At 70.0% G+C, this 19,728-nt stretch carries 14 protein-coding genes and 1 pseudogene; 6 read left to right on the top strand and 9 right to left on the bottom strand.

Annotated features, from left to right (window positions below; translation table 11 throughout):
* Positions 1-3: 3 nt before the first annotated feature.
* Positions 4-3,252, bottom strand: coding sequence for a hypothetical protein (locus B446_RS39930; protein WP_193384420.1), 3,249 nt, complete (start codon positions 3,250-3,252; stop codon positions 4-6).
* Between the two features lie 219 nt (positions 3,253-3,471).
* Complete coding sequence (locus B446_RS34545; RefSeq protein ID WP_020937494.1) at positions 3,472-4,026, bottom strand: PASTA domain-containing protein; 555 nt, start codon at positions 4,024-4,026, stop codon at positions 3,472-3,474.
* A gap of 174 nt (positions 4,027-4,200) precedes the next feature.
* On the opposite strand from B446_RS34545, the gene B446_RS34540 reads away from it, so the two are divergent.
* The 4 genes from B446_RS34540 (at position 4,201) to B446_RS34525 (ending at position 8,354) form a co-directional block, all read left to right on the top strand.
* A complete protein-coding gene (locus tag B446_RS34540) occupies positions 4,201-4,890 on the top strand; it encodes an AfsR/SARP family transcriptional regulator (protein WP_078614863.1) in 690 nt (229 codons plus the stop codon).
* Positions 4,891-4,982: 92 nt separating this feature from the next.
* Entirely contained in the window at positions 4,983-6,491 is a 1,509-nt protein-coding gene (locus tag B446_RS34535) for an esterase/lipase family protein (protein WP_043477098.1), read from the top strand.
* 15 nt (positions 6,492-6,506) lie between these two features.
* Complete coding sequence (locus tag B446_RS34530) at positions 6,507-6,764, top strand: peptidoglycan-binding domain-containing protein (protein WP_237751100.1); 258 nt, start codon at positions 6,507-6,509, stop codon at positions 6,762-6,764.
* A 357-nt stretch (positions 6,765-7,121) separates the two neighbouring features.
* Positions 7,122-8,354 (top strand): hypothetical protein, encoded by a 1,233-nt coding sequence (locus B446_RS34525; protein WP_237751101.1) that lies wholly within the window; start codon positions 7,122-7,124, stop codon positions 8,352-8,354.
* Here the strand turns inward: B446_RS34525 and B446_RS34520 are convergent.
* A complete protein-coding gene (locus tag B446_RS34520; protein WP_020937499.1) occupies positions 8,338-10,116 on the bottom strand; it encodes an asparagine synthase-related protein in 1,779 nt (592 codons plus the stop codon). The two genes, B446_RS34525 and B446_RS34520, sit on opposite strands and share 17 nt — an antisense overlap.
* Position 10,117: 1 nt before the next feature.
* Positions 10,118-10,711 carry a lasso peptide biosynthesis B2 protein gene (locus B446_RS37705; RefSeq protein ID WP_020937500.1) on the bottom strand — a complete coding sequence of 198 codons (594 nt, stop codon included), beginning with the start codon at positions 10,709-10,711 and terminating at the stop codon, positions 10,118-10,120.
* A 386-nt stretch (positions 10,712-11,097) separates the two neighbouring features.
* On the opposite strand from B446_RS37705, the gene B446_RS34510 reads away from it, so the two are divergent.
* The gene (locus tag B446_RS34510) at positions 11,098-12,048 is read left to right on the top strand and encodes a DUF6424 family protein (RefSeq protein ID WP_337587797.1); all 951 of its coding nucleotides are present in this window, start codon (positions 11,098-11,100) and stop codon (positions 12,046-12,048) included.
* 75 nt (positions 12,049-12,123) lie between these two features.
* Here B446_RS34510 and B446_RS37700 read toward each other — a convergent pair.
* Positions 12,124-12,730, bottom strand: a pseudogene (locus B446_RS37700) (hypothetical protein); the annotation flags it as partial.
* A gap of 628 nt (positions 12,731-13,358) precedes the next feature.
* On the opposite strand from B446_RS37700, the gene B446_RS34500 reads away from it, so the two are divergent.
* Positions 13,359-13,937, top strand: a complete 579-nt coding sequence (locus B446_RS34500) for a glycoside hydrolase family 25 protein (protein ID WP_020937503.1) — start codon at positions 13,359-13,361, stop codon at positions 13,935-13,937.
* Positions 13,938-15,564: 1,627 nt separating this feature from the next.
* Here B446_RS34500 and B446_RS34490 read toward each other — a convergent pair.
* From B446_RS34490 to B446_RS34475, 4 genes are all read right to left on the bottom strand, one after another.
* The gene (locus B446_RS34490) at positions 15,565-16,770 is read right to left on the bottom strand and encodes an alpha/beta hydrolase family protein (protein WP_020937504.1); all 1,206 of its coding nucleotides are present in this window, start codon (positions 16,768-16,770) and stop codon (positions 15,565-15,567) included.
* A 101-nt stretch (positions 16,771-16,871) separates the two neighbouring features.
* On the bottom strand, positions 16,872-17,210 hold the full coding sequence (locus B446_RS34485; protein ID WP_020937505.1) for a winged helix-turn-helix domain-containing protein: 339 nt from the start codon (positions 17,208-17,210) through the stop codon (positions 16,872-16,874).
* On the bottom strand, positions 17,207-17,890 hold the full coding sequence (locus B446_RS36275) for a hypothetical protein (RefSeq protein WP_020937506.1): 684 nt from the start codon (positions 17,888-17,890) through the stop codon (positions 17,207-17,209). Before B446_RS36275 ends, B446_RS34485 begins: the two co-directional genes overlap by 4 nt.
* 427 nt (positions 17,891-18,317) lie before the next feature.
* Positions 18,318-19,643 (bottom strand): ATP-grasp domain-containing protein, encoded by a 1,326-nt coding sequence (locus tag B446_RS34475; protein WP_052352094.1) that lies wholly within the window; start codon positions 19,641-19,643, stop codon positions 18,318-18,320.
* Between the last annotated feature and the right edge of the window lie 85 nt (positions 19,644-19,728).

Below are 19,728 nucleotides of genomic sequence, written 5' to 3'. Positions count from 1 at the left end.
ACCTCACCCGTGGGGCTGGGGGGCGTACGCCTTGCAGAAGTCGCGCCAGTGCGGTTCCAGCGGAACGCAGTCGGCGAAGGACGGGTCGCACGGGGCGCCGGAGAAGCTCCGTTCGAGATCGAGCGACACGGACTTGCTGAAAAAGGCGATCCGTACGCTGACCGTGAGCGTTCCCCTGCCGGTGACCACCGACTGGCGTCCTTGCTTCACGTAGGTGAGTTCGAGGTTGAACTCGACGGACACCGTCACGATGCCGAGCACGCACAGGAAGCCACTGCAGCGCAGATGTCCGGAGAAGACGATCCGGTCCTGTGCCCCTTTCTGCAGGGTGAAGCGGATGCCCGCCATGATCGAGACCCCGCCGCGCGCGACCCCGATATCGAGCGCCGCGGCGCCGCCGAACTCTATGGCGGCGTCGATCTCCTGCACACCGCGTGTGTCGACCCGCAGGGAGAAGAAGCCGCCGCCCCCGAGCAGGGACACGGTGACTCTGAAGGGGTGTTCCGGTTCGGCGACGGAGAAGCGGAACGAGACGGGACCGTCGAAGGGGATGGTCAGCTCGGCGGCGAGCGAGACGTTCGACAGGGTGAAGACGCCGATCTCGAGGGCCGGGACGGCGAACTTGTAGCCCGCCCGGATGCTTGTGCCGTCGACGTCCACGTAGGCACCGGCCCCGAAGACGTCGGCGGGCAGCGCACTGCGCAGGGTGTTGACGAATTCCAGAGCGCCCCTGAACTTCAGCTCCACGCCGCCTGCCGTGACGTCGGGCTTCTTGCCGGGGCCGGAGGCGAACTTCAGCTCGTCGATGTGCACCTCGGCGATCTCGAAGAAGTCCAGCGCGAAGTCGGTCAGGCTGCCCCGCACGGTGGCTTGGTCGACGGCGTCCGGTGAGCGGACGGTACGGGCGTCCAGGGTCAGGGTGGCGTCGTTCAGCTTCACGGGGAACGGCGACGGCCCCTTCTGCTCGGCTTCGTTCGACCCGTCGACTCCGCCCAGCGTGGTCTTCCACACGTAGCGCAGTTCCTTGCCAGGGCCGTCCGCCAGGTCACGGACCCGGAGCACCGGTGCGGGCAGCACCCCCTTGACGTCTCCCAGGATGTCGTCGATCTGCTTGTCGTCCAGCTGCTGCAGAGTGCCGTGGTGGTCCGCCGGGATGTCCCGCAGGAACCGGTCGAGGGGGATCATGCCGAGCAGGTTCGCTCCGGCGAACGCCTTCTTCATGGCGTCCAGGTCGAGCGCGGCGACGACGGCCTTGGTCGTCGGGTCCCGTTTGAAGGCGTCCGGGATGACCCCCGCCTGCGCGGTGATCAGTTCGAGCACGGTCTTCGGGCCGGCGAGCCCGCCGGCCTTCTCCGCCCCGATCGCGAGCGTGACCGGTTGCTGGAGAGTGAGGTAGGCGCCGGCCGGGTGCGCGGCCATGCCCTGCTCGAGATAGGTCTCGTTGGGCACGACCCCCACGTCACCGGTCTTCCCGGTGAACTGCTCGACGGCTTCGACGCGTACCTGCGCCCGCTGCACGTAGGGCATGCCGACCACGCAGCGGCCGGAGTCCTGCTGCACGTCCGTGGCGCGTACGAAGGTTCCGAGGCCGAAGGTCAGCCTGCCGACCGCGTGACTGGTGCTGCCGGGAGCACCACCCGGTGGTTGCGCCATGGCCATCACCTGGCCGCGCAGCTCGCAGGTCCTGCGGTCCGGGTCCTTCAGGTAGAGACTCCCCAACAGCGTCTCGGTGTCGCACGGCTGCAGCGAGTTGTCCGGCGCCCGCGTCAGGAGTTGCCCGTCGGGCACGAACACCAGTGGCATCTGGAAGCCGACCTGTCTGTTCTCGCAGTCCGTACCGATCACGGTGAACAGGAAGTCCTTGCCATCGGCAGCGAGTTGCACCCAGAAGGCGGTGTGGTCCCTGATCGGCGTCGTCCTGTCGCCCGGATCCGACCGCACGTCCGGCTGCTTGATCAGCGGTGTGACACGGTCGGTGATGCGCAGGCTGCTGAAGGGCATCTCCCGTCCCGCGAACGTGTAGCGCTTCTCCTGGTCGTACTGGACCTCCGGCTGCTTGACGATGATGCGGTCCTCCCGCCGCAGGTAGGCGACGATCCCGTCGTGCTGGCTCGCGGCGAACACCCTCCGGAACTCCGTCACGTGCGATGCCAGGTGACCGGTGCACAGCCGGCCACGGGTGACCACGCGGATGTACTGGTCCCGTCCCAGGCCCGTGATGTGGTCGTACGCCTCCAGGGCCGGGAAGGGCCCGGGCTGCGGGGTCCCGTCGTCCTTGAGCGGTGCTTTCCAGACGCCGTGCAGGTGGGCCGACGCGCCGAGCGGCGTCACGATGAACTGCTCGGACTGCAACGGCGCGTTCGGGGCCTCGGTGGGCGTACCACCCGGAGGCGTGGGCCGGGCCCGGCTGGTGAGGGTGACCAGGTCCTCCCGGTTCAGGCTGGTGAGGGGTCCGTCGTCGCCGAGGTTCGGACTGCGGTCCCGTACCGCCGAGAACGCCCGCAGCCGTACGTCTCCGCCCCGTGCGGCGAACAGCCGCGCGTGCCACAGCGCGGTGCGTCCGTCGGCCTGATGGGGCTGCGGCCGGACCGACCAGCCCACCGGTTCGTCGTAGGTGAGCAGCAGCCGGGTGGGGAATTCGAGGACGCTTCCGGGGACACCCCGGAAGATCACCGACCCCGCGGTGTCCGGGGCCTGCAGGCCGTCCGGAACCTTCAACGGCACGAGTCGGCGGCCCCAGTCGAGCAACGCCTCCAGCGACAGGTCCAGACCCTCGGGGTCGGTCGGCGCCGAGAAGGCCAGCGTCGTCGGACCCGACGCGAAGGCCGCGACGGGATCGGTCGGGGCGGAACTGCCCACCGGGAAGTACTGCTCCACGACATGCTGCGGTGGCAGCGTCGCCAGGAGGAACGCCGCCGCACCCGGGTCCCGCGGCACCAGGCGGTGGCCGTCGAGGCGCAGATTGAGCAGGGTGATGTCGACGACGAGCATGTCGGCCGGGCGCACGACCCGGATCGGCTTCTGTGTGACGTCGTCGCTGTCCGGCGGACCGGGATCCGGGGGCCTTCCCGGGTCCGGGGGATGCGGGCCGGGGTCGGGACCGGGACCGCGCGGGCCGCGAGGCCCGTCGTCGTCGGAGTCCCGCCCGCGGTCGCGGCCGGAGGGCCGGCGGCCGCCGAAGCCTCCGCGGAAACCACCACCCCCGCCACCACCGTCGCCGCCGTGGTGGGCCACGACGGAAGGGTCGCGCAAGTCGCCGAAGGACCTCAGGACGACAGAACGTGTCGTGGGGAGAAGCATGGGAAAACGCCTCGTTCGAGGTCGTGAGAACAGTGCGCGCCGCGCCGCGCCGCCCACCTCTCCCCCGATTTTCACTCCTTCGACGCGTTCCCGCCACCGGAGACCGGCCCCCGAGCAGGCATTTTCATCATCAACCAGTGACGCTTCAATAATATTTGACGGAGCATCAGCTCATGGGAACGTCACCTTCACCGCCGTGCCCCGGGGGACCGTGGCTCCCTTGGCGGGGTCCTGGCGGGAGATGGCGGCCGGTGCCGCGGACGGCCCCGAGTCGGGTGCCAGCTCCAGCTTCAGCGTGGTCCCGCCCAGCTTCACGGCGGCCTCGTCCTTGGTGCACCTGATCAGGTCGGGCACCACTTCCTCGCCCCCGAAGGCGGCGCTCAGCACATCCTTGCGGGCATCCTCGGCGGCCTTGCCCGAGAAGTAGAAGGCCACCGCCGACCCGACGGCCGCGGCGAGCGCTCCGATCAGCGTGCTGCGCAGGTTGGTGTCCCGTACGGCGAAGGCCACCGCGCAGAACGCCATGAGGCCGGTGACCAGTGCCATGGCCACCCAGCTGCGCACGACGCTGTTCGACGACACCGTGCGGCCCGGCACCACACGCCGGGCGACGACCAGGACGATCCCGATGGCCACGACGGTGGACAGCAGGATCCACAGCAGGACCTGGACGTGCCCCCACGAGATGGTCGCCGGGTCGTCCGTCTGCAAACGGAGAACGCCCATGGTTCGGTCCTCCCGCCGGCTTTCCGGAAGACCGGCCGTGCCTTCGGTGGAGTTCCCCCTGCCGAGTCTCGTCGTCGGCCGACGGGTCCGCAAACCGCGGAGTTGCACGGTCCCGCCGCACCGGCCGAGACTGTTGTCGAGAGGCTCACGGTGTCTTCCCCTCCCCAATTGCGACTGCTCGGCCACTTCCGGCTGGAATGCGGTGCCGAGCCGGTCGAGCTGTGCCGCAACGGGCAGCGCCTGCTGGCGTTCGTCGCGCTGCGCAGACGCGTGTCCCGCAGGGTCCTCGCCGGGACGCTGTGGCCCGAGGTCACCGAGGAGCACGCCAGGGGCAGCCTGCGCACCACCCCGTGGAAGCTCCCGCGGGGTGATCAGCCGCTGGTCCGGTGCTCCGGGGACTCGCTCGTGAGCGCCGACACCCTGTACGTCGACGTGCACGCCTTCACCGAGACCGCGCTCGGTGTCGTCCAGGGCGGCGGGCCGCCGCCCGCCGCCCAGCTCCCGCAAGGGCTGCTGCGCGGAGAGGACCTGCTGCCCGGCTGGGACGAGGAATGGCTGCTGCCGGAACGTGAGCGCCTGCGGCAGTTGCGGCTGCACGCCCTCGACGCGCTGGCCGAGGCGCTCGTCCACGAGGGCAGGCTGGCGCTCGCCCTGGAGGCGGCGTGGGAGAGCGTGCGCGCGGAGCCGCTCCGGGGGAGCGCGCACCGGGCCGCCGTCTCCGCGCACCTCGCGGAAGGAAATCTCAGCGAAGCGGTTCGTCACTACCGCTCGTTCCAGCGGCTGCGGGAGGAGCTGGGCGTGGAGCCGTTCGCTCGCTTCACCCGGATGCCGGCCCGCCACGGTTGGCGCCTGACGAGCCGGTGACGCCGACGGCGGCCTGACGCCGCATTGACGCCCCATTGACGCCGGGCTGACGGCACGTCCGTAGCCTCGACATGCAGATCCTGGAGGACCGCATGGCACCGACCCCGAAACTGCCGATCGTCTACGTCCGGGGATACGCCGGTGACACCGCCGGCATCGACAAGGTGGTGACGGATCCGTTCTACGGGTTCAACCAGGGCTCCACCCACGTCCGTATCGGGCCGGACGACGCTCCGTGCTTCTACGAGTTCGAGAGCCCGCTGCTGCGTCTGCACCTGGACGAGGGCTACCGGATCCTGGTCGACGGCGGCCAGGAGCTCTATCTCGCCGGACACGACAGCATCCCGCCCGACAGCGTCTGGATCCACCGGTTCTACGACGCCTCGGCGACCACCTGGGGCGGGCACCCCCGGGCGTTCCGGCTGGAGACGGCCGCGGAGGACCTGCTGCGGCTGATCGACATGATCAGGGCCAAGTCGGGAGCGGAACGGGTGCACCTGGTCGCGCACTCCATGGGCGGCCTGGTGTGCCGCTGCCTGATCCAGAAGATCCTCCCGGACCTCGGCCGCGATCCGGCCGACTGCGTGGGCCGGCTCTTCACCTACGGCACCCCTCACGGCGGCATCGCGTTCGACGTCGGCTTCGGTGTGCTGGAGAGGCTGCGTGACGTCACCGGCATCGACGGCGCGGACATCTTCGGGCGTGAACGCATGTACGAGTATCTGACGCCGAAGGCGCGAACGGATCCCGACGGCCCGCCGCCGCGGTGGGACGCCCGCGCTATGCCGGACGAGGGGACGTTCCACGCCCCCGACCGCGTCTTCTGCCTGATCGGCACCGACCCGACCGACTACGACGTGGCGTACGGCCTGTCAGCGGCCACGGTCGGCCCGCGCAGCGACGGCCTGGTGCAGATCGGCAACGCGTACGTCCCCGACACCCACCAGGCGTACGTGCACCGCAGTCACAGCGGGCGCTACGGACTCGTCAACTCCGAGGAGGGCTACCAGAACATGCGGCGCTTCCTGTTCGGCGACTGCAGGGCCGAGGCCGCGCTCGTCGGGGTCCGGCTGCCGCAGCGGCCCGACACGGTGTGGCAGGCCGAGGTGCGGCTGTCGGTCCGCGGCCTGCAGATTGTCACGCACGAGCGGACGAGCGCCCACTGGTGCCCCCTGCAACTGCCGGACGGCGGCCCGGACGACGGGGCGACGGTCCCCCTGGCGGAGACGTTCCTGTGCAGCAGTCTCCGGCCGGACGACACGGGCACCATGCGGTACGCGCTACACCTGCGGATCCTGTCGCTGCGGCGCCGTGACGGTCTGCTGAGCTTCGCCGACCATCTGGAGCAGACCGCCGACTTCGACGACATCCTGGTGATCGACGTCCGCCCGGACCCCGCCGCCCCGATACCCGCGGTCTCGGCCTGCTGGAACTCCGCCATCACCGGACCGATCAGCGCCTACCGGCCCGACAGCCACGCTCTTCGCGACGACGACCTCGTTCCGGGCTCCTGGGCCGGCCACGTCCCCCTGCCCGCCACCGCCGCCCCGATCCTCGGGGAGGACGCGCGGATCAGGCTCACCGTGACCCCCTGGGGCTGACGACACGAGCCGAACATGAAAGGAAGCGAACCGGCCATGGTCTCCCTGTCCAACCTCCGTCCCGGCGCGAGCAACGACGACGTCCGCACCGTTCAGCAGGCCCTGATCGACCAGGGCCACGCCATCCCCAGCGGCCCCACCGGATTCTTCGGCGAACAGACCAGGACCGCCTACCGCGAGGAACAGCTCGCCCTGGGCTACGCGGAGACCGAGCCCGACGGCATCCCCGGCTACGCCTCCCTGAGCGCACTCGGTGCGACCGGTACCACGTGAACCTCACCGGTTCGAACTTCGCCGCCCGGGTGCAGCAGGCGGATCCGCACCGCCGGCCGCACGGTTAGTAGGACCAGGCCGCGCCCTCCCCGGCGGAACCCGCCCGGCAGACCGCGCGGGTATCGGGGAGGTCCCACGTCCGGGGGCGTCCGATGGCGCCCCCGTGGATCACCACGGACGATGGTGACGAACCCCCGGCACGGCGGCGGAACCCCCGCGGCCGCGCCGCACACGTGCGTCCCGCCCCGGCTCGGGATCCCAGGAGGTGATCGGGTGCGGACTCCCCCCAAACCGCACACCGGCTTGCGCCCGAAGGTGTTACGGCCCTCGCTAAAAACCCGGCGGGCACAGCTGGACATGTCAGTGGTCCTGCTGGTCCTCCTCGGTACCACGGTGCTGCTGGGCTGGTTCGGGCTCGGCAACTTCGCCCATGCCCTCACCTTCCCCGGACGCCTCACCGGTGCCGTCCTGATCGCGGTCGCGTTCACCACGCTCCTGGCTGCAGGCGCGGCCCTGGATTACTGGGTCGGGCACAGTTTCCAGTACTCCGGCCTCGTCGTACTGATCGGAGCGTTCGCGGCGCTGCTGATCGACGCCCTGCTTCTGCTCAGGACGCTGAAGAACGGCGATCTGACGCTCTTCCCGGCGCTGTTCGGCGCACTCACGGCGGGGGCGGCCTGGGCTCTCGTCACCGTGTGGCGGACGTCGGTCACGGTCCCCGCACCGAAACGGGTGGCCGCTGCGCTGCTGGTCTCCTCGATCCTCGCCGTCGCTAATTTCGGCTACCAGAACCTCTATCTGCCGTACCGGCGCGAGGCCAGGCCTCTCATCACGTTGTCCGTGGGAAAGGCTGTGCTGGCCAAGGACCGCAAGGCGTTCGCCGTGCCCGTGGATGTCACGTTCCAGAACCACGCCGACGTGGGGTTCTATGTGCTCGGCACCGAATTCCACGCCATGGGGGAACAGGTGCACCTGGCCAGCAGGGACCGCCTCCGTGAGCAGTGGCGAAGCGATGCCCAGCAGTTCGCGGCCTCCTCGGGGGACATGTATCCACTCTCCCGCAGGGAGATTCACCAGACTGGCGAGCTGGTGGAAGCGAAACCCTGGATGCAGCCCGGTAACTGGATCGAGCCGAACGACGCGTTCACCACGCGCATGGTCGTACAACTACCCGTGGACACGCGGTACGACCAGGTGGCCTTCTATGCCACCGCGAGCCTTGCGCGCAAGGATCAGATCGTGCTGGATCCACCGCTCAATTTCGTCACGACCTCCTGGGGACGTGGCCACATCCCGCAACGGGTGAAGAACCTACAGAAAAAGGGCACCGACTCCCTCGTCTACCGCGCTCGGGTGCACGAGAACAACGCGATCGACGAAGCCATCAGACAGCCGCGATTCGTCACCGTGTACTGGCAGTTCGGCACACACGGTGCAACGGTGTCGACGAGCATCACACGCAAGGGCGATGACGACAACAGCGAGCCGTCCGGGGAGGAACTACGGCAACTGGTGAGCCGGTACGGTCTCGTCGATCTCTTCGCCGGCCCTGTCGAGCAGACTCTGTGGGACATCAAGAACCAGCGCTGAGCCCCTCCAGCCACGCCACCAGCGCCAGCGAGCTGTTCATCCGGTCCCAGGAGTACGCGTCCCCCAGGCCGAGCCGGGCCTCCCGCACGGCCCCGCACAGCGTGTCGACGTCGAACATCTCCGCGATCAGCGGATGCCGGGCGGAGCGGCACAGGGCGACAAGTTCGTCGCCGTGTCTGCGCAGGCCGCGGGCGTAGAGGTCGTCGAAGGGGATCTTGACCGCCCTGCCGCTGATTGGGGCCGGGAGCAGGTCCGCCAGGGCCTCGCGGAGGACGGCCTTCGGACGGCCCGGCCGGAACACGGCCGCGGCGGACAGGCGGCTCATCGTGGCGACGACCTCCGGGTCGAGGAACGGGTGCGAGAGGAAGAACCCGTCCCGTTCGGCCCGGTGCCAGGACAGCGGATCGGGCGCGGCCAGGTAGTTGGCGGCGTCGTACAGCGACTGTTCCGGTCTGCGCCCGAACACGAAGCGGCTCTCCGCGATCCGGGCCTCGCGGAACCCGTGGGCCCGGGCGAAGCCGGGCCGCAGCCAGCGGGGGCGGTCGAAGGTGCCGAGTCCGCCCAGCATCGTTCCGCCACGGGCCAGTGCGGTGATCCGTTCGGCGGTGAGCGGGGCGGTCGGCCGGACGACGTAGGCGTGGACGACGTCCCGCAGGCCCCTTTCACTTCCCTCGGCCCAGGCGCGTGCCTGCCGGGTCAGCTGCCGGAGCCGGCCCGTGCGGGCGAGCCTGTGCAGGTGGAAGGGGTTGGCGTCGACGACCGGATCGGCCCCGCAGCCGGTCAGGAGGGTGTCGCAGCCCAGTTCCGCGGCCGCGTCGTGGAGTCTGCTCCAGAACGGGGCGCGGAACGCGTGCGCATGGGGCTCGTCCGCGTCGCCCGCGTGGTGCGGGAAGTCGTCGAAGTCGGCCACGTCGTCGGCGTCGACGACCACCGGGCGGCCCGTGGGGGCGTGCCGCCGGATCCCCTCCAGCGCCAGGTCGAGGTACGGCTGCTCCCCGGCCAGCTCCCCGTGGTGGAAGCGCCCGGCGAGCAGGACGAGCTCCCCGGTTCCGGCGTGTCCCGCGGCCAGCAGGCGTGCGGCGAGCAGCGCCACACCGGTGGAGTCGGTGCCGCCCGAGACATGGCAGGCCGTCGTCGTGCCCATACGGCGTCCGACGGCGTTCTCCAGCGCCAGGCGCAGCTCCCGCGCGGCCTCGTCGAGGCCGGGTCCGCCGACGAGGGACGCGGGCGCGTCGGCGGTGGCACGGGCGCGTCGCGGCGTACGGACGCGCAACCGCCCGGCGAGGGAGAGCTCCACCACTTCGCCGCCGAGGACACGGTGGACCCCGGTGAACGGCGTGAGGTCCGTGTGCGGTTGCGCCAGGTTCCCGATGAGGTAGCGGCAGAAGTAGCGGGGTTCCAACTCGGTGGCGCGGCCCAGGGTGCGGGCAGAGGTGCTCACGGCGTCCACGCGACCTGCGGACTCTCTGAAGAACAGGGGGATGCGTGCCTGTTCGTCGCGCGTCAGGAGGATGCGGTCCCGGCACACGGCGACGGCCGCGTAGTCGCCGGCCGGCATCGTCGGGGCCTCTCCCTGCCTGCCGCAGGCGTCGAGGAGGCCGCGTGCGCCCGTCACCCGGTCGCGGGCCGAACCGGCCCAGCCGACGACGGCCGCGGTGCCGGCCGGCGAGGAGACCGTCGTCACGAGTCCCCGACGTGCCAGGGCGTCGGTGGTCCGGAGCCTCGGTGCGCCGCCCGCCCACTCAAGGCGCAGGGCGTCCATGTCACCGGCCTCCGCCGTCGATGGTGAGCACCGGTTCGAAGGCGTGCCCCCGCGGATCGGCGTCCGGGATGCACAGGCCGGCGGAGACGGTCCAGGCGTGCAGGGCGAACGGGTGCTCGCGCACGCCGATGTGGAGGACGGCCTGCAGGCCGGACCGCCGCAGCAGGAGGAAGGCTGTCACCGCCTCGGACTTGCAGTCGCCGTCGACCAGCCAGCTGCGGCGGCTGTGGGCCAGGATCGCTCGTTTCAGTCGGCGGACTTCCTGTGTGGAGGGGGTGTCGGCGCGGGCGTACGCCGGGGCGGCCAGGGACAGCAGCCGCAGGACGCGACCGAATCCCACGGTCCGGATGAGCAGATGCACTCCCCGCAGCCAAGGCCCGGCGCCGGCGTCCGTGTGCCGCTGCCGGCGGTCCTTCGCGCACCCGGCGCGCAGGAAGACGGTGACGAGCTCCGCGCGTTCCTCGGGGGTGCCTTCGGCGAACTTGCGGACGTCCGCCGCCGCCATGCCGAGAAAACGCGTCCGCCTCCAGTCCGCGATCAGCGCGCCGTCGGACATCCCGGTGACACGGCAGTGCGGTGACAGGGTCCTTGCCATGGCTGTCAGGGCATCGGCGTCCTCTGTCACCGCGCTTCCTCCAAGGGTTCGCCGTGAACGGCGTCAGGACTGGTAACCGTGACCGTCGTAGAACCCGCCGCTGAAGCCCCGGATCAGACGGCCGTTGCCGAGAAGGACCAGCCGGTGCGGCTGACGACGCCGCAGCAATCGGAGAAACATCGCCCACCTCCAGATCAGGCAGGGCCGATCAACTCCAGGCTACTCCGCCCGGAATGCCCCGCAACCGGATCGCCGGCGCCGGTCATGTCCGGCTTCCACGACCGTCCGCGACAGAAAGTTACACAGCGTCAATAAGACTTGTGAGTAGTTGAGTTGTGCGCCAAGCAGCGCCGCCTGGGTCGCGGCCGGCCGGTGCGGGGAGCACGATGGAGGCAGGGGGATTCCGCCCCGCGAGCCGGCGGCCGGCCCGTGAGGCCGAGCCAAGGAGATCAGCCATGGGCCACCCCGAACCCCGGCCGGGCGGCTTCGAATCGGAGAACCATCCGTGGAGGATCCGCCTCGTCGAACACCCGAAGCGGTTTGAATCGTCACAATTCCGGGCCGCCAAGGACACGGCCCACAAGATCCTCCACGCCATGGAGGACGCTGACCTGCCGTACGGGCCGAGGCCCGTGGACGCGCAGCAGGTGGCGAAGAACTCCGAGCGCTGGGAGATGCACCACGGCGGCAGTCTGTGGGTCAAGGGATCCCGGGGCTGGCTCATGTACCGCGCCCGGGTCGGCATCGAGTGGAGCATGCAGTTCTGCGCCGATCCCGCGAAGGTGGACCGGCTGCGGCAGGACGCCGCCGATCTGGTCGACGCCTTCCCGCTCACCCTGCCCGCGCTCGCGGACCTCGGCTACGAGCGCGCCGAGGACCTGCTGCGCACGCCGATCGAGGACGCCGACGGGGTCGAGGCGTGGACCGACTCCCTGTTCAACTCGTGCGTGCCGCTGAGCCACGGCAACCACCAGGGCATTCTGCCGAGCGTGCCCGGGGAACACCACTACCCCTGGCCGGTGAAGGGCGCCGACTTCGTCCGGTACGACGACTTCCAACTGTGGGTGACCCTGCCCGACGGCACCCACGGCGCCGTCGCGCCGGTGGACCGGCGCGGCTCCGGTGACGGGCACGTCCGGCTCACCTTCGTCCCGGAAGGCAGCGCCGCCGCCCCCACGGTCGCCGAGGCCCAGGACCGGGGCCTGATGGCCGTCCTGCCGGCGAACAGCGACGTGGCCCTGCAGGCCTTCGCCCAGCAGGTCGCCCCCGGCCGGCGCACCGCCTCCGGCCCGCTGTCGCCCCCCGCACGACGGCATGCCGGCCGAAGCTCCCGCTAGCGGGACATCGGGACACCGGTATCCCGCCCGGCCGCTGCCGGCCGTCCCGACGGCCTTGTCCGGGGCGGGTGTTGTTCAGGCGGTGTGGTCCAGGGTGCCAAGGCCAAGGCCCGGCAGGGCGCCCACCGGGTCCAGGTCCGGGTGCCGCGGGGCCACCAGTCGTCCTGTGCGGGCTCGGACTCGTAGGCGGACCACAGGCCGTCGCGGCCGAGGCGGAGCTGGACGTGGCCACGTGGGTGGGTGAGGTGGTTGCGCCAGGGGCGGAACGCGGGGAGGTCGACGGCGAGCAGCACGAGTGGTGGCCGTCAGCCCGGACCCGGGGCAGGCGGCGACCAGCCGCACCGCGTCCTGTCACAGGGTCAGTTCGCCGACCGGGTCGCGGCCGATGCCGAGCAGTGCGTGCGCGCGGGCGGCGGCGTCGGTGGCGAGCTGATCCAGTGCCAAGGGACCCGGGCCGCCGGGTGCCCGGGGGCTGCTCGGGATGCGGCGGCACCGACAACGGCAGCGGCAGCGGCAGCGATGGGAGTTGCGGGGGCGCGAAGGCGTCGGTGGCGCGCGTAAGCCGGGCAGGGACCGGGGCTGCCGCTCCTGGGCGGCCCGGGCCGCGCGGGCGGCGCTGCGCCGGGACAGCGCGTCGGGCAGTTACCTCTCGCCGGCCACGCAGCAGGACGAGCCGGGCGGGTTTCCCGGGTGTGGCGATTGGACCAGGGTGTCGGTGACGCGCAGCAGGCCGCTGGGCTGTGTGCCGTTCAGCAGTTCGTGGGTGATCCGGAGGTCGCCGGTGGTGCAGGTGACGGCCGTGTCGGGGGCGTCGTCGGGAGACGCGTCGATGTCAGCGGGTCGGACGAGCAGGTCGAAGGTGGCGGCCCCGATGCGCGGGCCGGGTGCGGGGCATCGCGCCGACCCACCGTCTACGGCGCAGTGTGTGGTGTCCGGGGTTAGACGTTGACGCGTCAAGTAGTTGACGGTGTGTCGTCCTGGTGAGCTGGAGTTCCGGAGCGGCCGAGAGGCGGCTCGTAGAGGCACGCAACGCGGCGGCATCGTCTCAGCGCCGCCAGCCGCAAGTTGCGGGATCCGTCAACTCGTCAGATCGTGGAAGAGAGACCGTGGAGGACCGCACCGTGCTGGACCGGCGCGCGGACGCCTGGCATCTGGAGCGGCAGCAGCCTCGCGGCAGGCGCGCGGTGGTGACCATGGAGATCACCGGCCGCCGAGTTCGTTGACGTATCCCTCACCGGAAACGGCGGCATCGTCCGCGTGGCCACCCCACGGCGCTCCCTCCAGATCAACGCATCGGGAGGAACACCGCGATGATCAAAGGTCATGACGTATCCGTCTTCCAGGACGCGAACTTCCCCACTGCCGACACCAGTTTCGTATTCATCAAGGGCACCGAAGGGATTTCCTATGTCAACCCCAAGCAGAAGGAGCAGGCCGCGCACGCCCGCGCCGAGGGACTCGTAGTGGGCTTCTACCACTTCCTGCACCCGGGTCACATCAAGGAGCAGGCGGCTCACTTCGTGGAGGGCTCCGCGAGCATCGAGTACGACATGCTGGTCGTCGACTGGGAGACCAACCCAAACGGCACCGCGGCGTCCTGTGCGGAAAAGGACTCCTTCATCGCCGAAGTCAAGCGGCTCGGCGGCGCCGAGCACAAGGTCGGGCTGTACTGCAACCGGGACTTCTGGCGGAACCGGGACACCACCGGTAACGCGGGAGACTTTCTGTGGATCGCCGAGTACGGCGTCACCGCCGGCGAACCCGACATCGAAAGCAAGTGGCTGTTCCACCAGTACACCGACAAGCCGCTGGACACCAACGTGAGCGTCTTCACTTCCAAGGCCGAGCTGGTCGCGTTCGCCGGCGGCATCAACGGCGTGAAGAACTAGAGCCTGACACCGGGCGAGACCTCGGAGTGCGCCCGCCAACGGCGCACGCGCTCAGCGGCCCCCCACCGGGCCGCTTGACCTTCCTACTCCCCGACGGCGATCGATGGGCCGGATGCTACGTGCCAACAAGGGCATCGGTTTCCGCCAGCTGAGACACGCGAGATTGGAGATGCACAATGACAGAGATCGACGCGGCTGTAGTGGACTCGAACGCATCCAGCGCTACGATCCTGGCAACGCTGTTCAACAAATCAAGTCGTACTATCGCCGCTGGCGGCACAGTGCGACTTACGGCAGCTCCCTTTGGGACCGGAAATTCCGCTGATGCGACTTTCGGCTCGATCGCGCCAGGGGGACAAGAGACGCAGCTTATCAATTGGGATTTGGAGAGAGACGATATCCATACCCCATACCCGACGGCCGCCCACTATTTCCTTTCAGCGGAAGGAGGCGGGGCCTGCTCAGGCGGAACCGGTCAAAATCCAGAAGGAATCACAGGAGTTCGATTCTCCATATTTGACTCTGACTGGTCATAACTGCGCCGATCCTGGGTAGGAGGCACCGGCTCCCCGAACAGGCGAATAACGTTCACCCACTCGCCAGAGCCGATGTGTCCTTCAACATAGCATCATCAGGCGGGCGTCAAATTGCAAAGAGGGGGGGCCTCTGGATGCCACAGGTCGGTTTGTCGGCACTCGCAGCATTATGGTTGGCGATAAGCACCTTAATCCCCTGGCACTACCTGCGGAGTTCCCGAGACGGTGGGCACGGAATAAATGGCGGTCCCGTCCGGAGTTAGCGGGGAGATCATGTCTACTTCGTCATTCCAAATGTCGAGCTTCACTCCTGTTGATGGTGAGATCGTCAATCAAAGCTCGACCTCTGTATCGTTCTCATTCTCAAGCGCATACGTAACACATATTAGCGTCGACATATGGTCCGAGGATGACCAAGGCGCAACCTACACTGACAGGCAAGAGACAGATACGAACGGTACCGATGACGTGGACTTGTCGTTTGCCGTGCCCGCCGCCGTTGACCTGCACTACAAGATTACGATCAGTGGCGACCCCAGCTCGAATAATATTGTCTACGTCCGCATCGACTGGTAACTCGTTAGCATTCCGTTTGCCATCCCAGCCCCGTGCACGCCGATGCCCTGGCCCAGAAGTCACGGCACTATGGAGCCGCCAGGCAGGTCCGGGGGAAGCCGCGATATTGCATGTCTCCGAGGAGGGCAAAGGGAGGCAGCCAGGAGTTCATGCGCGTGCCCGCGGCGCTGAGCGAGGGCGCAACGTTCGGTGGACGGCTTTGTCCTGCGCCCAGCCGGTGCTTCCGGCGTCGCTCAAGCCAGCACTCGGGGAGGCCCGGCGCCTGCGCCTGCGCCTGCGCCTGCGCCTGCGCCTGCGCCTGCGCCTGCGCTTGCGCTTGCGCCTGGACATATGACCAGACGCGGCCGCTACGCGAACCCTCGATCGGCCGGGGGGACGACGACGAGCGGTGGGAGCGCCGATCGCGCGATGGAAGGGCTGTGCCGATAGCCGGCCTTGCGAAGGCCTCGCCCGGATGGCGACGGCATTCCTGGCGGTCTTGGTCGGACCGCGCGCGTTGGGCGGCCCGACGCCCCTCACGGGATGAACTTCACCTCCGGGAAGGCCGCGCTCGGGCCGTCGAGCAGAGGTCCCCGGCGGTGTCGCATGTGGAGGTCGAAGAACGCGAGCGGGTAGGCCTGCTGGGTCCGGACCGCCCGAGCCGGATCGAGGGTGCCGATCATGTCCTGGATCTGCCGGCTCGTCATGCCGAGGACCTTGCCCGCTTGCGCGATCAGCGTCACGTCGTCGCCGTACGTGTTGTGGATGGCTCCGTCGGCCTGGATGTTCAGCCGCCAACCACGCAGGTGTGTCCAGAACTCGGCGACGTCCGGCATGGCGGCCCGGGTGAACGAAGCGGTCATCATCATGAACGGCCGGTGCAGGTCGGTGATGATGGTCGGCTGCATCGGACCGTCGATACTGAGCCCGGCGCCAACGCGCTGGTCGGCGAGTATGGTGAGCGCGATGGCGGTGCCCCCCTTCGACCAGCCGAACGCGCCGATGCACCTCGGGTCGAGGGCGCCGAGCAGTCCCTGGGGCAGTGGCCTGCCGTCGACGTCGGGGTTGTGCCCGGCGGCAAGGCCCTCGACGACGTCGAGCACGAACCGGATGTCCGTGGCGAAGTCCCGGGGCCCCAGGAACGGCGGGACCTCTGCCGGAACGGTGAGTCGGCCGTCGGGAAACTCGCTGAACGCGTCGTAGGTGTGGTCGACGGTGACCACGGCGTAGCCGTGGCTGGCGAGTTCCTGGACCATGATGGTGTGGTCGCCGCGATGGCTGCCCGAGCCGTGCGAGTACACGAGGACGGGCAGGCGGCGGCCCGTTCGGTGCATGGGCGCGCCCACGTGTGCGGCGGTGAGTGGGCCGAGGGCGGGATCGAGCGGGAAGCCGACGTCCGCCAGAATCGCCCGCAGCGCACCCTGGGTCATCCAGGGAGCACGCGGCAGGTCCTTCGTCATACGAGCGGGGTACCAGACGCTGGCCATCAGCTCACGGTGACGCCCCGGGCCGGCCACGGGATCCGGACGCGAGGTGTCGACGAGGTGGAGCGGCACCGTGCCCACCGGGTGCGGCCCGGTGGGCACGGGCAGCGTGAGCTGCGACGGACCGGGGGCGGTGGGAGCCGCCCTCGCCTGGCGCGCCGCGCTGATCGGCACCGCGGCCCCGAGCCCTGTCACCAGCGCGGCTGCGAGCAGGCGACGGCGCGTCACGTCCGTCGTGGTGACCGGTGTGATGGTCACGTGTCCTCCCTGGGTCTTGGACGGTGTTCGGCGTGCTGTCCGGGTCCGCCGGACGTCGGTGGGAACCGCTCACGACTCACCGCGGTTCGCCGGGGCACGGATCAGGACTCCGGGGCTGAGCTGCCGTGCTCGATCTGGTGGATGAGCCGCTTGAGCTGCGTGACCTCGTCGCGCAGGGCGCGGTCGCCCGCGGGGGTGAGGGAGAGCCAGGTGCGGGCGCGTTTGCCTTCGTAGCCCTTCTCGATCTCCACCAGACCGGCCTTCTCCAGCACCGACAGATGTTGGCTGAGGTTTCCGGCGGTGAGGCCGAGCGCCGTACGTAGGAAGCCGAACTCGACCCGGCGCGCCTGGTGGGCAACGGTGAGGATGCCGAGGCGCACGCGCTGGTGGACCACGTCGTCCAGGCCGGTGACGGGGTGCTGCTCGGGCTGATCGGTCATGACGCGTTACGCCGGCCGGACAGCTCGGCCAGGCCGAAGCCGAGGGCGCCGAGCAGGAGAAGGACGCCGGGGACGCCGAAGGTGGGCAGAGCGGACCACGGCGAGGTGAACGGGATCCCCGCCCAGCCGGTGGTGAGCGGCACCAGCTCGATGGGCAGGTACACCACGGCGAGCAGCAGCAGGGCGCGGCTGCGCTCCACCCAGGCCAGCACCAGCAGCGGCAGCCCGACGGCCATGGCGTTCCCGGCGAGCCGTTCGAGGAACTTCGTCACCCCGGACGTGGGGTCGAGTTGCAGGCCCCAGAAGTCGAGCCGCTCGCCGAGCTGTGGCATCCCGTGCCGCAGGCTCCAGACCGCGGTGGCACTCGACAGGCCGACCAGGACGATCCCCGTCAGGACGTAGGGCCGGACCCGGGTCCCGACACCGCGGTTGCGGGAGCGGCGGATGTAGAAGCACGCCGTCGCGGCGTAGGCCAGGGCGAGCCCGAGGGGCCAGTAAACCGCCGAGCCCTGCGTGACCAAGGTGCAGGCGCTGCCCGCCGCGGCTTCACCCGCCGGGCAGGCGACGGTCTCGACCTTGAAGGTGAAACGGTCGACCAGGATGCCGCCCAGTGTGAGCACGCCCAGCAGCAGGAGGGGGAACCATGTGCCGCGCTGCGCGGCCCGGACCTTGCGGGCCAATTCACCGAGACCAGCGAGGACTTCGTGAGGCGTGCCTTGCGAAGGCATCGAAGCGTCTGTCATTCAGTCAGCTTTGCATCACAAACTAATTATGGCAAGAAACCTGTGTGCACCCCAAGATCGGATCCGGCGGTCCGAGGTCGACTCCGCCGGGTGCCGACGCGTCCTCGCCGACAAGAGGTCCGGCAAGGACGACCTCCGGCCCGACCTCAAGGCCTGCCACGCCTTCCTCGCTGCCCGCGCCACCCTGGTGCTCGCCCCCCGCTCGACCGCTACGGCCACTGCGCGTGCCGGCAGACGTCGCTCGAGAGGTCGGGGCCACACCGGACCAGGTGGTGACGCCTGGATGCTGCAGGGCACGCCGACCGGCGCACCGAGTGCACATCGCGGACGGCGCCGATCGCTGCCGCTCGCGCGAGCGGCTCCCTCAGTCGGGGCATGGGTCGCCCGACGCACCCTCGGAGGCATCGAGTGGTCTCGGCGTCATGACCACCCGCACCCGCGCCATCGCTCGGGCCGCCGCCTCGTTGACCTCTTCGGCCGTCTTTCCGCGCAGGAGGATGTGGCCCAGGCGCTGGAGGTTGTCGTGGGGGGCGGTCAGGGTGTCGCCGGGTGCCGCGGTGACGGTGACGTCCCGGACGTGGCCGCGCCGGGGTGGGACCTCGATGCTGCCCAGGGTGCCGGCATGTGGTGCGAGCAGGAAGCGGACGGCGGCGGCGCGGCCGTGGTGGCCGGTGAGGTCGGGGCGGATACCGAGGGCCGTCTCGACGCAGGCCCGGGCCTGGTCGACGCCGGTGGCTTCGGCGACCAGACGCATGATGCCGTCGCCGGGTGGACGGGCGCCGACCTCGATGACGTGGGGCCGACCGTGGGGAGTGACCTTGATCTCGGTGTGGGCCAGGCCGTCGCGCAGGCCGAGGGCGGTGACCGCGCGGCTCGTGGTGTCCAGGAGGGACTCGCGGACGGCCGTGGGGAGGGTGGCGGGGACGGTGTGGCCGGTCTCTGCACGGTCAGTGCCGCTGGTGGTGAACTTCTCGGTGACGGCGAGGTGGTGGACCTCACCCCCGACGACGACGGTCTCGACGCTGAACTCGTCTCCCTCGACGTACTCCTGGGCGAGGACGGTGGTGTCGAGGGCGATGCCGTGCGGGAGTTTGTGCGTCTCGGCTCCGGCCCGGCGGACGGCGTCGGGCAGGGCGGCGGGGTCGGACACGACGCTGACGCCGATCGAGGCGGCGTTCTCGGCCGGCTTGACCACGAGCGGGTAGGTGAGCCCGGCTTCCCGGGCGAGACGGGCGAGGGTGGTGGGCTCGCGGGCGGCGACGGTCCGCGGGGCGGGGATGCCGTGGGCGGTGAAGGCCTCGGACATCAGGCGCTTGTCGCGGCAGGCCGCAGCCCGTGCGGGATCGTGCCCGGGCAGGCCCAGGCCGGCCGCGAGGTGGGCGGCGAGCGGGGTGAGGAACTCCCAGCAGGCGACGACGCCGTCGATCCCGGTACGGCGGCAGAAGGCGGTGAGTTGGCGGAGAGTCGCGGTCGGGTCCGTGAAGTCGGGGCAGATGGTGCCGGCGATCAGCTGCCTGAGTTCGGGCGGGTATCCCGCGTACATGTGCGGGTGGGTGACGACGTATGTCTCGGCTCCGAGCGCCGCGGCGGCCCGCAGCAGGGGCTCACCGGCGGAGACACCGGCCTCCAGCACGAGGAGCCGGGGAGCGCGCGCGTTCTCGGCAGTAGGCAAGTCAGTTCCGGGTGCCATGCTCGGTTCCTTCGGTAGCGGGTGTCGCGTGGGTCGAGCTGGGGTGGGCGGTCGGTGGGCTCGCGGGAGCTGGGGCCCGGCGGCC

This window comes from Streptomyces collinus Tu 365, assembly GCF_000444875.1.
Classification (GTDB): Bacteria; Actinomycetota; Actinomycetes; order Streptomycetales; family Streptomycetaceae; genus Streptomyces; species Streptomyces collinus_A.
The sequence above is the reverse complement of the archived record's forward strand: the minus strand, read 5'-3'. Positions and strand labels throughout refer to the sequence as shown.

Excerpts from the sequence above, each read along its gene's own strand:
- B446_RS34545 (WP_020937494.1), bottom strand. The coding sequence starts at position 4,026 with ATGGGCGTTCTCCGTTTGCAGACGGACGACCCGGCGACCATCTCGTGG.
- B446_RS34535 (WP_043477098.1), top strand. The coding sequence starts at position 4,983 with ATGGCACCGACCCCGAAACTGCCGATCGTCTACGTCCGGGGATACGCC.
- B446_RS34530 (WP_237751100.1), top strand. The coding sequence starts at position 6,507 with ATGAAAGGAAGCGAACCGGCCATGGTCTCCCTGTCCAACCTCCGTCCC.
- B446_RS34525 (WP_237751101.1), top strand. The coding sequence starts at position 7,122 with ATGTCAGTGGTCCTGCTGGTCCTCCTCGGTACCACGGTGCTGCTGGGC.
- B446_RS34520 (WP_020937499.1), bottom strand. The coding sequence starts at position 10,116 with ATGGACGCCCTGCGCCTTGAGTGGGCGGGCGGCGCACCGAGGCTCCGG.
- B446_RS37705 (WP_020937500.1), bottom strand. The coding sequence starts at position 10,711 with ATGGCAAGGACCCTGTCACCGCACTGCCGTGTCACCGGGATGTCCGAC.
- B446_RS34510 (WP_337587797.1), top strand. The coding sequence starts at position 11,098 with ATGGAGGCAGGGGGATTCCGCCCCGCGAGCCGGCGGCCGGCCCGTGAG.
- B446_RS34500 (WP_020937503.1), top strand. The coding sequence starts at position 13,359 with ATGATCAAAGGTCATGACGTATCCGTCTTCCAGGACGCGAACTTCCCC.
- B446_RS34485 (WP_020937505.1), bottom strand. The coding sequence starts at position 17,210 with ATGACCGATCAGCCCGAGCAGCACCCCGTCACCGGCCTGGACGACGTG.
- B446_RS34475 (WP_052352094.1), bottom strand. The coding sequence starts at position 19,643 with ATGGCACCCGGAACTGACTTGCCTACTGCCGAGAACGCGCGCGCTCCC.